13 protein-coding genes are annotated in these 14,968 nt (G+C 41.8%); 6 read left to right on the top strand and 7 right to left on the bottom strand.

What is annotated here, in order from left to right; translation table 11 throughout:
• Nucleotides 1–184: 184 nt before the first annotated feature.
• Together J3455_RS16130 and J3455_RS16125 are read left to right on the top strand one after the other, a co-directional pair.
• The gene (locus J3455_RS16130) at nt 185–799 is read left to right on the top strand and encodes a trimeric intracellular cation channel family protein (protein ID WP_054563935.1); all 615 of its coding nucleotides are present in this window, start codon (nt 185–187) and stop codon (nt 797–799) included.
• 39 nt (nt 800–838) lie between these two features.
• Complete coding sequence (locus J3455_RS16125) at nt 839–2,350, top strand: YifB family Mg chelatase-like AAA ATPase (protein ID WP_130052228.1); 1,512 nt, start codon at nt 839–841, stop codon at nt 2,348–2,350.
• Between the two features lie 8 nt (nt 2,351–2,358).
• On the opposite strand, the gene J3455_RS16120 is transcribed toward J3455_RS16125, so the two are convergent.
• Together J3455_RS16120 and J3455_RS16115 are read right to left on the bottom strand one after the other, a co-directional pair.
• A complete protein-coding gene (locus J3455_RS16120; protein WP_130050265.1) occupies nt 2,359–3,063 on the bottom strand; it encodes a response regulator transcription factor in 705 nt (234 codons plus the stop codon).
• A gap of 165 nt (nt 3,064–3,228) precedes the next feature.
• Nucleotides 3,229–5,724 carry an alpha/beta hydrolase family protein gene (locus tag J3455_RS16115; protein WP_239977043.1) on the bottom strand — a complete coding sequence of 832 codons (2,496 nt, stop codon included), beginning with the start codon at nt 5,722–5,724 and terminating at the stop codon, nt 3,229–3,231.
• 144 nt (nt 5,725–5,868) lie between these two features.
• Here J3455_RS16115 and J3455_RS16110 point away from each other — a divergent pair, with 144 nt between their 5' ends.
• A complete protein-coding gene (locus tag J3455_RS16110; RefSeq protein WP_130050267.1) occupies nt 5,869–6,933 on the top strand; it encodes a hemolysin family protein in 1,065 nt (354 codons plus the stop codon).
• Here J3455_RS16110 and J3455_RS16105 read toward each other — a convergent pair.
• Complete coding sequence (locus J3455_RS16105; RefSeq protein ID WP_130050268.1) at nt 6,930–8,150, bottom strand: EAL domain-containing response regulator; 1,221 nt, start codon at nt 8,148–8,150, stop codon at nt 6,930–6,932. The genes J3455_RS16110 and J3455_RS16105 overlap by 4 nt on opposite strands.
• A gap of 175 nt (nt 8,151–8,325) precedes the next feature.
• Here J3455_RS16105 and J3455_RS16100 point away from each other — a divergent pair, with 175 nt between their 5' ends.
• Entirely contained in the window at nt 8,326–9,342 is a 1,017-nt protein-coding gene (locus J3455_RS16100) for a site-2 protease family protein (protein ID WP_294090591.1), read from the top strand.
• Between the two features lie 54 nt (nt 9,343–9,396).
• On the opposite strand, the gene J3455_RS16095 is transcribed toward J3455_RS16100, so the two are convergent.
• Both J3455_RS16095 and J3455_RS16090 read right to left on the bottom strand, forming a co-directional pair.
• Nucleotides 9,397–10,710 carry a short-chain fatty acid transporter gene (locus J3455_RS16095; RefSeq protein WP_349562032.1) on the bottom strand — a complete coding sequence of 438 codons (1,314 nt, stop codon included), beginning with the start codon at nt 10,708–10,710 and terminating at the stop codon, nt 9,397–9,399.
• Nucleotides 10,711–10,824: 114 nt separating this feature from the next.
• Nucleotides 10,825–11,778, bottom strand: a complete 954-nt coding sequence (locus J3455_RS16090) for a chemotaxis protein CheV (protein ID WP_130050271.1) — start codon at nt 11,776–11,778, stop codon at nt 10,825–10,827.
• A 145-nt stretch (nt 11,779–11,923) separates the two neighbouring features.
• Here J3455_RS16090 and J3455_RS16085 point away from each other — a divergent pair, with 145 nt between their 5' ends.
• Nucleotides 11,924–12,988 carry a potassium channel family protein gene (locus J3455_RS16085; protein ID WP_054563927.1) on the top strand — a complete coding sequence of 355 codons (1,065 nt, stop codon included), beginning with the start codon at nt 11,924–11,926 and terminating at the stop codon, nt 12,986–12,988.
• A 163-nt stretch (nt 12,989–13,151) separates the two neighbouring features.
• Nucleotides 13,152–13,364, top strand: coding sequence for a hypothetical protein (locus J3455_RS16080; protein ID WP_130050272.1), 213 nt, complete (start codon nt 13,152–13,154; stop codon nt 13,362–13,364).
• Nucleotides 13,365–13,392: 28 nt separating this feature from the next.
• On the opposite strand, the gene J3455_RS16075 is transcribed toward J3455_RS16080, so the two are convergent.
• Both J3455_RS16075 and J3455_RS16070 read right to left on the bottom strand, forming a co-directional pair.
• Nucleotides 13,393–14,424, bottom strand: a complete 1,032-nt coding sequence (locus J3455_RS16075; RefSeq protein ID WP_167658237.1) for a cytosolic protein — start codon at nt 14,422–14,424, stop codon at nt 13,393–13,395.
• A gap of 72 nt (nt 14,425–14,496) precedes the next feature.
• Entirely contained in the window at nt 14,497–14,961 is a 465-nt protein-coding gene (locus J3455_RS16070) for an EVE domain-containing protein (RefSeq protein WP_167658236.1), read from the bottom strand.
• Nucleotides 14,962–14,968: the final 7 nt, after the last annotated feature.

The raw sequence follows: 14,968 nt of genomic DNA, 5'->3' as shown, positions 1-14,968 counted from the left end.
CACAGTATCTATTCTTCGGCACTCGATAACGAATCGCAGTTATTTATTGGTACTTAAATAGTGGCGTTAAGCTGCTAGCATTACATAATGATCAATTTTCAGAGCCTATTTTTATTACAACTTTGCTTAAAAGGTTGAAAAGTTTATGTTACAACGACACTAACAATACTCTTTAGTTACAAACATGACTGAACTTTACCATTGGTTTGATTTATTCGGCGTAGCCGTGTTTGCTGTCTCAGGAACGCTACTGGCGTACAACAAAAAAATGGATGGCTTTGGGGTTGTTGTGTTAGCCACAGTCACTGCTATTGGCGGTGGTACAGTACGCGACGTTATTTTAGATGTTCCTGTATTTTGGCTGCATGATCAAAGCTACTTTTGGGCTATTTTATTGTCTGTATTTGTCACCACTCGTTTAATCAATAAGCAGCGCTCGATTTCACTTAATGCGCTGCAAGTTGCAGATGCATTTGGTTTGGCATTTTTTGCGGTGATGGGCACACAAAAAGCCATGCTTGCAGGTATGCCAGACACTACGGCGATTATTATGGGTGTAATAACAGCCTGTTTTGGTGGCGTTATCCGTGATGTGCTTGCTGGAAATATGCCGATGCTGTTAAAAGGTGAGCTCTATGCTATTGCTTGTATTGCTGGTGGCATCGTTTATACATTAAGTATCTCGCTTGGTTTAGTAACCGAAGTAGCCATGATTTTAGCAATGCTAATGACCTTATCGCTTCGTTTAGCGGCAATGAAGTGGCAACTTACACTTCACGTTTTTAAATATCCCGACTAAGCTTAGTATTAAGGATTAATGATAGGGACATCATGGATTGTGTCTTTAGCTAGAATATTTTCACGTGCACAAGTAGGTGTGCAAGCCCCTGAAGTAATTGTTGAAGTACACCTAGGAAATGGCTTGCCAGCTTTTCATATCGTTGGCTTGCCAGAGGCATCAGTCAAAGAGTCGAAAGACAGAGTGCGTAGTGCTCTCGAAAACTCACAGTTTGGTTTTCCTGACCAACGTATAACCGTCAACCTTGCGCCTGCCGATTTGCCTAAAGAGGGTGGTCGTTTTGATCTGGCTATTGCTGTGGGTATTTTAGTCGCCTCTGGGCAAATAAACTGCCCTGATATACATCGATATGAGTTTTACGGAGAGTTGGCTTTAAATGGTGAAGTAAGAGGGGTTAACGCTATTTTACCATCGGTATTGGGAGCAAAAGAGCTGGGCCGCTGTTGTTTCTTACCCGCGGAAAACGATAACCTCGCAAGCCTAGTGTCGGGCGTTTCTCGAAAAGCCGTTTACTCCTTACAAGATGTCTGGAATGACTTATTAAATCAGCAACCTTTACCACTTAATATTAGCTATCCAGAACAGCAGTCGCAGCGTGATTCACTACTCGATTTAAGCGATGTGAAAGGCCAGCCTGGCGCAAAAAGAGTGCTCGAAATTGCTGCCGCTGGTGGCCATAATTTGCTGTTTCTTGGTCCTCCAGGTACTGGTAAATCAATGCTTGCCCAGCGCATGCCAACGATTATGCCAACTATGTCCGATGATGAAGCAATTAGTACTGCCGCGTTATATTCTATTATTGGTCAATCGGTTGATTTATCTAATTGGCGTGAACGCCCCTTCAGAAACCCTCATCATACTTGCTCTGCAGTTGCCCTAGTCGGTGGTTCTTCGAACCCTAAGCCGGGTGAAATCTCCCTTGCTCATAATGGCGTACTGTTTTTAGACGAGCTGCCCGAATTCGAAAGAAAAGTGCTCGATTCACTGCGTGAACCAATGGAAACGGGCGTGGTGACTATATCGCGAGCGGCACGACAAATGGAATTTCCATCGCAATTCCAGCTAATCGCCGCATTAAACCCTAGCCCCACAGGAAGTCATACCGATAAACGTGCAACACCAGATCAAGTTCTGCGGTACTTATCTCGGGTGTCTGGGCCATTTATCGATAGGATTGATTTACAAATTGAGCTGCCGCGACTTACCAGTAGCCAATTACAGAGCACGCAAGTGGAAGAGAGTAGTGAACAGGTGAGAGCCAGAGTCGAAAGAGCCTATACAATTCAGCTTAATCGACAAGGTAAAGTGAATGCGCGATTGAATAATAAAGAAATGAGCATACATTGTACGCTTGCAACTGCTGAGCTACACTTTTTAGCAAAAGCCAGTGAAAAACTGGCCTTATCACCCCGCTCGTATCATCGTGTTATTAAAGTTGCGCGTACCATTAGCGACTTAAAAGCGCAGCCTTCAATTACCTTAAACGAATTAAAAGAGGCGCTGAATTATCGCGCCTTTGAACGGTTAATTAGCCAACTAACGCAGTATTAGCAAGCTTGTTAAATAGACAGCATGTAGCCTTTGCCGCGAACGGTAACGATACGTTTTTGGTCTTTTTCATCGCTTAACTTTTTACGTAAGCGGCCAATAAGTACATCAACGGTACGATCGCTTGGGCTCCAGTCAGGTTGACCAATTTCTTCGGAAATTTTTTCACGTGATGTGGCCTTACCAGCATTTGCAATAAGACAAATAAGTACCTTGTGCTCTGCCTCTGTAAGACGAGACTCTTCACCATTAGGAGTGATCAATGTGCGGTTATCTGGGTGCAGTTTAAAGTCGGAATATTCTATAAATTCTTCACTTTCATCATCATGCTGTGAGCCTTTTATACGTTTAAAAAGGGCGCGCATTCTTAGTTCAAGTTCTAGTAAGTCAACTGGCTTGCAAATGTAGTCATCGGCACCTTGTGCAAGTCCGGCAATACGGTCAGCTTGCGAGTCACGACTAGACAGTACAATAACACCAATATCAGTTAAGGCGTTAAGTTCTTTGGCAAGAAGCAGCCCATCGCGCTTTGGTAATACAATATCGATAACTGCTAGAGAAATTGCTTCTTTAGACGAAGCACGTGATTGCACAATGCTTAGTGCATCTGCACCCGTTGAATCTACCTCAATATTAAACTCAGTTTCTTTAAAATGATTAAGAATGCGTTTAACGAGTAATTCGTCGTCTTCAACCAATAAAACTTGAATAGTCATTCGCTTTAATTTCACACTTGATTTGTTGTTATGTTAGCACTGTATGGCAAAGGCTGAGAAGTGTCATGGCGAAGTTTGTAACTATTTCTTACAATTTAATAGCTTAGCGTTTTTTAAATAGAGGGAAAACTGAGCACTCAACGAGTGCCCAGTTAAATAACTAAACTACTTTTCAGGATAAAGATATTGCCACCATTGTGGCTGATCTTTTAAGTTTTTATCAAAATAAGCCAACATCGTATTCCACCAATCAAAGCGCTTATCGCGAGCAAATATTTGGTGATCAGCACCCTTGTACTCAATCAGCTCAACATCCTTACCCAATAATTTTAATGCCGTGTACATATTGTGACTTTCACCAACAGGTACATTGGTATCTGAGTCACCGTGAAGTAGTAATAACGGCGTTGTTACTTTGTCAGCATGAAACACAGGGCTATGTTGGCTATAAAGTGTAGGATTGTTCCAAGGGTAGCTATTTTTAGATGCCTCAGCTGAGTATAAGTAACCCCACCAACCTTGGCCCCAATACGAGGTGATATTTGAAATCCCCGCATGGGCAATCGATGCACTGAACATATCCGTTTTGGTTGCTAATAACATGGTCATAAAGCCACCGTAAGATGCACCTAGATTACCCACACGTTTACTATCTACGAAGCTATATTTATCTAAAAAGGCTTTTGTGCCGTCAATGATGTCGTTGGCTGTGTACTCACCCCATGCGTTTACGTGTTTAGCTGAAAACTCTTGGCCAAAACCTGTTGCACCAGTAGGTTGTACAACGTAAACAACATAGCCATGCTCAGCCCATAAGTTAAATGGGTAACGACCCGTAAAACCACGTGTTACAGGCGATGTACCGCCATAGTAATAAACCAGTGCAGGGTATTGTTTATTGCTATCTAAATCATGGGGCAGATAAACACGGCCTTTAATTTCAATGCCATCTTTATTAGTAAAGTTAAACTCTTCCAGTGAGGCTACTTGAGTATCTTCATAGCCAATTGGCTTAGAGTCCCACAATACTTTAGCGCGATTCTTACCTAAGTGTAGTTGTTTTAACTGCTGAGGTGTTGACGCTGTGGTGCCGGTAACCAAGATCCGCGGGGTGCGTTCGTGTGAATAGCTAACTTGCTCAACAACATCAAAGCCCGTATTCACTTTATTAAAACGTTTTTTACTCAAGTCGAATTGATAAAGCTGCACAGTGTCTCGCTCGGTAACTTTAATTAGTGCATCACCATTATCAAGCACATTTAACTGGCCGATAGCTGGGTTAAACTCTTTACTTAGAGCGCTGGCTTTTTTACCGTCACGGCTCAGTAGATAAAGTTGACCGTCATAGTTATTAGCAAGCATTCCTTCAGGAAGATTACGACCTAAGCCATTATTAAAATCAGGGCCGGCAGTGACATAAATACCGTCATCAGTATATTTAGCCTGATTAAAGGTATTGTATTGACCAAGTACTGTGAGGGCCGATGTAGTTAGGTCTAACTCAACAAGTTCAGTTGCGGGTTGTGGTGATAGCTGCATTGCTTGTGCTGAGCGGCTCATTAAAACGTGGCCGTTTTTAGCATCAAAATCTTCAAGTGAATGGCTAAGCGGGCCTTGGCTTAAGATTTTGCTTAGACCTGTAGCGATATCGAGTAAATATACTTGCGATGTAGTACGAGCATAAGACCAACGGTCTTGCAGGCCTTGATAATGTTTAGTGAGCTTACCATTATCTGTTGGAGATTTTGACCAACTAAAAATTAAGCTGTTGTTATCAAAAAACTGAAAACCATTTGCACCAGCAAGGTTTTTAGCAATCACGTTAAGTTGCATGGTTTTTAGGTTTAAACGTTTAAGCTCGCCATTTAATAGATACACTAAAGTTTTACTATCTGGGCTCCAAGTAATGTTACTCGGTTGGGCTGACTCAAAACGATAAAGGGTGTTGTTTTTGGCGTCTTTAAGCTCAGTAACATATTGCGCTTGATTAGCGGTTGCATCTTCGTAATGACGTTGGCTAGTAATGAAGTAATCGCCATTTGGCGCCATTGAAATATAACTTACCGTTGGCGCATCGAATAATTGCTTAGCAGACAAACCGTGTTGTTGTTTAGCGCTAAATTGCACAGCATCTAGTTCAGACTTAGCTGTAAAATCAAGCTCAACCTCATTCCAGTTGGCAACTTGTTCAGTAATGATAACAAACTGATGATCGCCTTGGCTTAAAGCTAGCTCATAGCTTTTATTCTTTTCTGTTTGCTTTTCACCATCAATAAATAGCTGTGCGTTTTCAATGCCTTTAAGCGTTAATGAGCCTTGGCTAAAGCGCTCAGCTGAGGCGGTAAATTTAAGGGCTTGTAAACCACCAAGTGTTAGCGCACTAATTTTGTCGAATGATTGCCAGTCAAGCTCATTACCAAATACACGAATGCTATTGCTGCTTTTCTGTAAGCTAGGTAATAGGTTGGCAATAATGGCATCACGATGGTCCGTTTGATATGGCTTAAGTTGCATATCTTCGCCAAGAGGACCAATAAATTGCACCGCTGATTTATCAATGGCAGCGGCCATTGCAGTATTGCTTAATGCACATAGCGCTAATGCACTAAATGTTGTTTTTAGCTTGGCTGATTGGCTTAGCCAAGTAGTTGAAAGTGTCATAGTTTCGCCTGTTGAAGGTAATTTAAACCAATATAGCACGCTGCAAATTACCCAAAAAGTGCTCTGCGTTAGATTGCAGTCGGGTTTGAGCTTGTGGTTTTCAATTGCTATGGTGAGCAGGTTAACTTTTTAAGAGGGCTTACAGTGACATTGTTACTTGTTTATATGTTTGTTGCCATTGCGGTTTCGTTTTTGTGCTCAGTGATGGAGGCGGTACTGTTAAGTATTACACCAAGTTATGTTGCCATGCTCAGAAAGCAACAACCGCAACTGGCAAAACGTGTTGGTAAGCTTAAAGATAATATAGACCAACCTTTAGCAGCAATACTGACGTTAAATACCATAGCGCACACGGCAGGCGCCGCTGGCGTTGGCGCACAAGCTGCAGTGGTGTTTTCAGATGCAGCAGTTGGCGTTGCCTCCGCAATTATGACGTTATTAGTACTGGTGCTTTCTGAAATTATTCCTAAAACATTAGGCGCTAATTATTGGCGAGGATTAACCCCCATTGTTAGTGTGAGCCTCATTTGGTTGGTATTTATTTTAAAACCTTTTGTGTGGTTTGCAGATATCTTAACGCGCTTTTTGGGGCGTAATTACGATGAAGCTTATTACATCCGCCAAGAGATTGAAGCAATGGCTGATATTGGCTCTGAGTCAGGAGCGCTTGGGCAAGATGAATCTGAAATCATTCGCAGCCTGCTGCATTTTCGTCATGCCAAACTCGATACCTTAATGACGCCACGTACGGTGCTTTTTAAAGTGCATAAAGATTTAACTGTAAACCAATACTTGTCGGAACATGGTTCGTCTTCGTTTTCAAGGGTATTGGTGTATGACAAAAATGGTGACGATATTATTGGCTTCGTGCATAAAAATGACATCATGCTGGCTTATCATCGCTTAGGTGAAGACTATAAAATTAGCAAGCTCGTTAAGCCTATTTACACGGTACCAGAAACCTTGCATGTGCCTACATTACTCGAGACTTTACTGTCAGAGCGTACTCACATTTGTTTAGTGGTAGATGAGTACGGTGATGTACAAGGCATTGTTACTCTTGAAGATTTAATTGAAGCATTAATGGGACTTGAAATTGTTGATGAGCATGATCAATCAGCTAATATGCAAAAAGTCGCCAAACAGCGCTGGCGACAACGTTTAGCATCGAGTAATACCATCGTTAGTGACGATAAGCGTAATCCTTAACGGCGGTGTCCTGCTGCCGTCTTTACCATTTGCCGCCATGAGAGTGACCAATTTAAAAAATCTTCTTTGGCCTTCGGGCGGCACAGTAAAAAGCCCTGCATTAAAATAAACTCTTTGTAGCGGTCAAGGTACTCAAGCTCTTCCACACGCTCAATGCCTTCAGCAACAATGGCAAGGTCTTCTTGAATTGCTATATTCACCAAACTACTAACAATCACTTGGGAAAACTGGTCGGTTTCAATATTGCTAATCAGGGTACGATCGATCTTTATTTCGGTAAATGGCAGCGTTTTTAGCTGCTGAACATTAGTAAATCCTGTGCCAAAGTCATCAAGTGAAATACCAAAACCGCGCATTCTCAGGCGGTTGAGTGTTTCAAGTTGAGCAGTACTACGGAGCGCATACTGTTCGGTAATTTCTAAAATTACTTCACTTGGTGTTAAATTGTTAAGGTGAAGTATTAAAGCGAGTTTATCTGGGCAACTTAAGTCCTCGAGCTGTGAGGGTGATAAGTTAAACGCCAATTTTAAGTTAGGATCAAACTGCTCTTTGATTTCTGCAAAGTCGTTAGTCGCCTTTTCAAATAATTGAAATGTGATGAGGTTTATTAAATCTAGGTCTTCAGCTATGCAAATGAAACGATCCGGTAAGATTATTTCCTCTTCTTGGCTAGTATTTATACGGGCAAGTACCTCAATACTTTCGACCCGATTATCATGGCGATTAATCTTAGGCTGATAAAACGGAATAATTTCATTATGGCTGATAGCGTGTAGTAACAGTGACTCAGAAATAGGGGTTTTGGTGCGCTCAACATGAATAGCAAAGTGCTCAAGTTTTTGCAGTAGTAAATAAACCTGATTTAGCTGTACCGGTTTAGTGACATTACCAATTAAGTGGGCGTTATGCTTACGTGCCAGATCAGCAGCAAGGTCAATAACTTTAGGATCCATTTCCGAAATAATAGCAATTGCTCCATGGTACTTCATAGAGCCTAAATGACGAATAAGCTCCATACCATCCATGTCTGGCATGTTGAGATCAGTAAAAATAGCATCAAAAAAGTGAGGGGCTTTTTTCACCTTTTCTAATGCTTCTTCGGCACTTAGACAGGTTGTTATATGCGGAACCTCAAGCTCATTTAAAATGGCATGCATAACAATCAAGATGGCTTTAGAGTCATCTACTACGAGAATGTGTCTATTTGACTTCACCATATTCACTCCATGAACAAGAACGCTAAAGTTAAAAGTAGTAGATAAAAGGTATTTCGTCATGTTTTTTACCTGTTTTATAGCGTAAAAAATACACAACCTTGTCCCTAAAGGAAATTAGTAATTTTGCAAGGCCTAAGTATAATGGCCGCACTTTTTATTCGTATATATAAGAACTATGGTCAGACTTCAGCTGAGTCTCGCAGACGAAACCTTTATTTTGCATTTAAATGGCTCACAGTTAATTCAGCTTTTTCATCAACAACAAGCAATTGCCTTCGATAACCCAGAGCTCGAACTTTATGAGTTTGATTTTCAGGGGCAGCGTATTGGTCTTGATACCAGTAAAGTGCACGAAAAAAGCTTAGCAATTTTTGTTAATCAGCAGCAGGTGAGCCAACTTGCTTTACCTGAGTTACAAGAAGCTGAACCAAAACGCGGCATTATAGGTTTGCTGGCACTGGGTTTTAAATTATTCAAAAGTGCAAAAGTAGTGAAAGCAGCTTTAGCGGGCGCTTCGGTGGCAGGCTACGCTTGGTTATTTTCCATTGAATTTGCCTTAATGTTAATTGCTTGCTTGGTTGTACATGAATATGGTCATGTGCGTGCTATGAAATATTTTGGCATTAAAACTAAAGGTATTTACCTTATTCCCTTTATTGGTGGTTTGGCTGTTTCCGATGATAAAATTACCACGCGATGGCAAGATGTGGTGATCTCACTCATGGGGCCCGCTTTTGGCTTAATTACCTCAGTACTGGGAGTCGTGCTTTACTACGCCACTGAAATGGAAATATTCGCTGGTGTGGCGGTACTCAGTGCACTGTTAAACCTATTCAACTTGTTACCTATTCTGCCCTTAGATGGCGGCCATGTACTTAAAAGTATTAGTTTTTCGATGCGTTCATGGATAGGTCTAAGTGTGTGTTTGTTAGGTGTGTTATTTGGCTTATGGCTAAGCTACACCTTTGGTTTGATGCTACTTGTGTTCTTCTTATTTGTAGGGGCACTTGAGATTATCTTTGAGTGGCGCGGACGTCACTACTCACACCTCATCCCTCTTGATACTTATGGGCAAGGCTTCTCAGCGGTAATGTACGCACTGGTTGTTGCAGGTCATGTGGCAGTGATGATGCACTTTGCCGATTCAGAAAGCGCAATCCTAAGCTTACCAATGAAGATTTTAGCAAGTTAATAAGCATTGCAATATTAAATATTAGGAAGTGTTTTTTCACTTCCTAATTTTGAGTTAAGGATAAAAGCTCAGCATCAAAGATATAAACACGCCGGTGATGATCAGCTGTACAAGGCAAAAGCCCATGATGTCTTTTGCTTTTAGGCCGGCAATAGCAAGCACAGGGAGTGACCAGAACGGTTGAATTAGGTTGGTCCAGGCATCGCCCCATGCAACCGCCATAGCAACTCGTGGCATATCAGCGCCAAGTGTTTGTGCGGCTGGAATGACAATCGGCGCTTGCACTGCCCACTGGCCGCCGCCTGATGGCACAAATATATTCACAAACCCTGCACTTACAAAGCTCCAAAATGGCAGCGTCTCGGCGGTTGCAATGGCAATAAACCCTTCAGAGATTTGTTGAGCGAGTCCCGTTTTTACCATAATCGCCATGATCCCAGCATAAAATGGAAATTGAATGACAATACCAGCGCCGCTGGGGATTGCTTGTTGTAAGCTGCTTAGTAAATTATGTGGTGTTTGATGCAGTAAAATTGCACTGAATAAGAAAATAGCGATCACGCTATTTAAGTTTAAGCCGCCACCGTTTAGCACAAAATAATAGAATAAATAGGCAAGACCAACGGCACCTACCCCCATACCAAGCAAGCGACTGTGCTCGATGACTTCGGCAGGGCGGGTAGGCGTCGCCATTTGTTGTGATTCATCTTCAAGCTTTGCTAGGTCAACATAAACGCTGTCTTTTTCGCTTGGCAACATATAGCGATTTACCAGCGGCATAATAATAAATAAGCCCACAACGATGGCGATATTGAATGCTGAAAAGATCGTGTTCTCGGTGCCTATTATGCCAATGCTTTGCTGTGAAAAGTGACCATCGGTTGCGATAGTCAGCGGTACTGAGCCGGCTAAGCCGCCATGCCAAACAATAAAACCAGAATAAGCACTGGCAACTAGTAAACGGTAATCAACGCGGGTTTGTTTCGCAATAGCTTTGGCGAACAAAGCGCCAATCACTAAACCAAAGCCCCAATTTAGCCAGCTAGCCAATAAAGACACGAGCGTAACGAGTATGATCGCTTTGGCAGGGCTGTTGGCGAGAGTTGCAAGTTTGTTGAGTATGCTGCGCATAACAGGGGTACTCGCTAGCATGTAGCCCGTTAGCAGCACCAGCAGCATTTGCATGGCAAATTGTAATAGGTTCCAAAACCCACCTCCCCAAGCCGCGAGTACCTGCGTGGGCGTTGACGGCGTAAAGAGGCTCGCAACGATAAAGCTCAGCAAGGTGAGTAAAATAACAAATACAAACGGGTCGGGTAGATAACGCTCAACTAGTTTAGTGAATGGTTTAGCAACGCGATTTAGCATAGTTTTTATTGTTGTCGTCGAATCGATAATGCCAATAAATCATGAATAACGATAATTGGCAAATTGCGACGCCGTTGCTTTAGCTGATGCGTTTAAAAACAGATGCTATAGCGATTACTGTGAGTCTTGCTCTAGCACGGCTTTTAAGCGAGCTTGAACTTCTTCTACTAATAGTATTGGCTGGAACTTGGATAAAAAGGCATTACAGCCAACCTTCTCAACTAAAGCTTGGTTAAAGCTTCCGCTTAGGGATGTATTAAGAACGATATGTAAGTTCTTCATTCGGCTGTCGTTACGAATTTCGTGTGTTAAACGATAGCCATCCATTGCTGGCATTTCAGCATCGGTGATCACCATAAGTAATTCTTTCTCAACATCTTTGCCTTGATCAGCCCAGCCTTTTAACATCTCAAGAGCTTCAAGTCCGTTACGAGCAGGTATGATTTCGATACCAAGTTGCGATAATGTATCGCTTACTTGCTTACGTGCTGTAGGTGAATCATCGGCATGAAGAATTTTGCGGCCTGCAAATTCGTTCACGATGCTTTTATCAAGAATATCTTCAGATATTTGGACTTCGTACTCAACGATTTCGGCGAGCACTTTTTCTACATCAATAATTTCAACCAACTGCTCTTGGTCATCACGTTTCAATTTCGTTAAGGCAGTTAGGTAGTGATTTTTACCAATAGCAGTTGGCGGCGGCATGATATCTGACCATGTCATATTGACAATTTGATCAACTTTACCAATTAAAAAGCCTTGCACGGTGCGATTGTACTCAGTGATAACGAGGTTTGTATCTTCGATGTGTTTAGCTTCTGGCATGTTTATCGCTTTGCGTAAATCAATCACCGGAATGGATTCGCCGCGAATATTTACGACCCCAGACACTTTAGGATGCGCATGGGGAATTTTACTAATTTGCGGTAACTTGACCACTTCTTTTACTTTGAACACATTGAGTGCGAATAAGTGGCGACTGTGTAGGTAAAATAGCAAAAGCTCTAAGCGGTTTTCACCGACCAGTTGCGTACGCTTATCAACAGAAGCAAGAACACCTGACATATTTCACCCTAAATACCTAATACAGAGATAGTATAGTCTACTATTATTTTTCATCGACATGCATTAGGAATTTTCCATCAGTTGCCAAAGAGCAAGCATTACAGTACCGTATCGATAATTTCCTCCACTATAAATCGCAAGGATTATGCATCATATATTTAATCGTTTAGTGGTACTTATTCGCAGTCATATAGATCAAGTAAGTTGGCAGGCTGTGGTATTTACTACGCTTTTGCATATGCTACTTATTTGGTGGCTACTTATGCTTGCAGGAGAGCAAGCGCTCACACCACTCAGTACTTATTTTTATTATTATGTAGTAACAACATCAACAGTTGGCTATGGCGACTTTAGCGCTAGCACAGAGCTTGGCCGTTGGATTGTCGCATTACTACAAATACCTTTTGGTTTAGCATTATTTGGCGTTCTGTTAGGAAAAACAGGGCAAACAGTAACTTATTTAATTAGGCGCGCTATGACGGGTGATAAAAGCTTCGCACATATAAACAATCACATAATTATCTTTGGTTGGCACGATACACGGACTAAGAAGATGGTTGACTATATCTTGGCCGATCATAAACGTTTAGATCGTCGTATTCTATTGGCGGTCACAGAGCAAATGGAACATCCATTTTTAGCAAATCCGATGGTTGATTTTGCTCGGCTAAGTAGCTTTACTGACTTAGATGAGTTGAAAAGAATCGCCATTGATCGCGCCGACAAAATTATAATTGATGGCCAAGATGATGACCAAACCTTTACAACAGCCCTGCGTATCAGCAAGTTGGTCAATGAACAGTGCCACATCAGTGCGCACTTTACTGATGAAACTAAAATCGAAATGCTACATGAGCATTGCCACAATGTAGAATGTAGCAGTGCTAAATCAGCAGAGATATTAGTGCGTTCAATGCAAGACCCAGGTTCAAGCCGCGTGCAAGAAGAGTTGTTATCGACACTACACGGGGATACTCAATTTAGTTTACCAATTCCAAAAGGCGTGCAAGCAATGGAATTTGGCAAGCTGTTTCATCACTTTAAATATAGTCACGATGCTATACTACTGGGTGTCGCACATAACTTGAGTGCAAAAAATATGGACTTAAACCCACCACTTGATTATGTAGTAAGTGAGGGAGATATTTTGCATTATATTGCTGCGGAGCGTGTTTTGAGCGACGAAGTTGATTGGTCAGCGTTGGTATAGTACCAATCCGCAATAATACTTAATCATTTTGAGGGATTAAACCTGTTGCTAACTGCGTTAAAAATTCCTCATTTAGAACAACTAAATAACAAAATTTTTGCCTTGCTATCAACAAGGTTTTATTGCCTCAAAATGGACCACTTAATTAAGCGAATTGGTATTTATGAGTGAAGTTGCGTTTTTAATTATTGTATTGAGTGCCTACATCTTACCTGTGGTCATTGTGCTCAATAGTAAACGCACTCAGGGCCACGAAAAGAATGCTTGGTTAATAGGTATCATCTTCTTTTCGTGGTTAGCTTTAGTGATGTACTTAACAATTATCCCCAAACACGGACGGGTCAAAAAACACCGCAAAGTAAAACCCAAGGGTTAACTTACGCCTTAAGCTTACAGCTGCTGTATCACTTCAACTGTTTTAGTTTATGATCTATCACAGGGTCATCCGGTGAGAGTTGCTGCGCTACTTCTAATACCTTAATAGCATCGTTTGGGTGTTCATCTTGATGTTTGATTGCAACATCAATCAGCGGTTGCACATCAATCGCATCCTTTTGCTCTTGCATATGCTCAGCTTTTTCTTCTGCTAAAATTGTATGCGCGGTGCTTAGTAAGGCTAAACGATGTGGCGAACTCTTGTTTGCTTTATTTAGACGACGATAATAGTCTTCTTTAAAGCGCAGGGTTTTTGTTTGTTGGCGGAACTGGGCTATATCAACTTGCTGGTGGCTAATAAAATCAACAGCAACATCTTTATAAAAGCCAAACTTATTTAAATATGTTGCATGAACACTATGGCCCATACCAAACACGCGTAAGTGGGTTAGTTGTGGGTAACGTTTAGCATGAGCGCGGTCGATGCGATTAGTTGGATCGTAAATAATATAACCCTTTGCATGGCCTAAATCTAAATCGTGGTAGTCACCGTTCCAATCGAATTTTTGCGCGATTTCGGTGCTTGAACGATCATCCCATGGCGCTTTTTCTTTGTTTTTTGTGCTAACAGGGTGAAAGAGTAAAACTTTATCAAGCTTTAATAGATTGGCAAATGCACCAACGGCAAAGCCTCCTCGACTCAAGCCATAACCTAACCGCTCTTTAAATCCACCAATCAGTGGTGCTAGCTGCTCAATGAAAAACAACAGATTACGGTGTCTAAACCAGTTACTAATGCCTAAATGTTGAAAGGCGATAATATTCACATCTTGCTTTTTCGCGAGCTTATAAGCCCAAGGCGAAAAATCATCAGTGATATCATGTTCTTGATAATTTGTTCCAGCAGGAGAGAAGGTAATTAGCAGGGGCTTATTGGCATCAATGATATGGTATTTTACATAAACATCGCCGAGCAAGTCACCGCCGGTCATAGGAGTAAGGCTTTGTTGCTCATCGCGGGGGAGACTGGTCCATTCCTCTAACCAATACAGTAATTTCATACATCCCCCTTAGTACCTCTAAAATAAAGGGGCGAAATTATAGCAAAAATAGCAGCTCATTAAAAATGGTCGCTACTTTGATTCGCTCATTGCTATGATCTGTTGCCAATCGTGTTCGGTTACCGGCATTACTGACAGTCGTCCGCCTTTTTTAAGGGCTATTTCGGTAATTGACTCATTGACTTTAATTGCTTGCAGGCTAACTAGCTTTTTAAGGTGTGATTGATATTTCACATCGACCACAAACCAGCGCGGGTTATCAGCGGTTGCTTTGGCATCGTAGTAATCGCTATTTAGATCAAACTGTGTTGGGTCGGCATAGGCTTCGCGAGTTACCGTAGCGATACCTGCAACACCCACCTGTTTGCAACTTGAATGATAAATCATCACCAAGTCACCTTGCTTGATACCATCGCGAAGAAAGTTGCGGGCTTGATAATTACGCACGCCATCCCACATAGAGGTTTGCTCAGGTGCGTTTTTTAGATCATCAATTGAAAATGCATCGGGTTCGGTTTTAAAAAGCCAATAAGCCATAATTAGG

The organism is Pseudoalteromonas sp. NFXS39 (assembly GCF_040148775.1).
GTDB classification, from domain to species: domain Bacteria; phylum Pseudomonadota; class Gammaproteobacteria; order Enterobacterales; family Alteromonadaceae; genus Pseudoalteromonas; species Pseudoalteromonas apostichopi.
This window is presented reverse-complemented; position numbering and strand designations above follow the sequence as displayed.

Bases quoted from the DNA above. Each gene is read 5' to 3' on its own strand.
- J3455_RS16130 (WP_054563935.1), top strand. From the start codon at position 185: ATGACTGAACTTTACCATTGGTTTGATTTATTCGGCGTAGCCGTGTTT.
- J3455_RS16120 (WP_130050265.1), bottom strand. From the start codon at position 3,063: ATGACTATTCAAGTTTTATTGGTTGAAGACGACGAATTACTCGTTAAA.
- J3455_RS16115 (WP_239977043.1), bottom strand. From the start codon at position 5,724: ATGACACTTTCAACTACTTGGCTAAGCCAATCAGCCAAGCTAAAAACA.
- J3455_RS16105 (WP_130050268.1), bottom strand. From the start codon at position 8,150: ATGGTGAAGTCAAATAGACACATTCTCGTAGTAGATGACTCTAAAGCC.
- J3455_RS16100 (WP_294090591.1), top strand. From the start codon at position 8,326: ATGGTCAGACTTCAGCTGAGTCTCGCAGACGAAACCTTTATTTTGCAT.
- J3455_RS16095 (WP_349562032.1), bottom strand. From the start codon at position 10,710: ATGCTAAATCGCGTTGCTAAACCATTCACTAAACTAGTTGAGCGTTAT.
- J3455_RS16090 (WP_130050271.1), bottom strand. From the start codon at position 11,778: ATGTCAGGTGTTCTTGCTTCTGTTGATAAGCGTACGCAACTGGTCGGT.
- J3455_RS16085 (WP_054563927.1), top strand. From the start codon at position 11,924: ATGCATCATATATTTAATCGTTTAGTGGTACTTATTCGCAGTCATATA.
- J3455_RS16080 (WP_130050272.1), top strand. From the start codon at position 13,152: ATGAGTGAAGTTGCGTTTTTAATTATTGTATTGAGTGCCTACATCTTA.
- J3455_RS16075 (WP_167658237.1), bottom strand. From the start codon at position 14,424: ATGAAATTACTGTATTGGTTAGAGGAATGGACCAGTCTCCCCCGCGAT.
- J3455_RS16070 (WP_167658236.1), bottom strand. From the start codon at position 14,961: ATGGCTTATTGGCTTTTTAAAACCGAACCCGATGCATTTTCAATTGAT.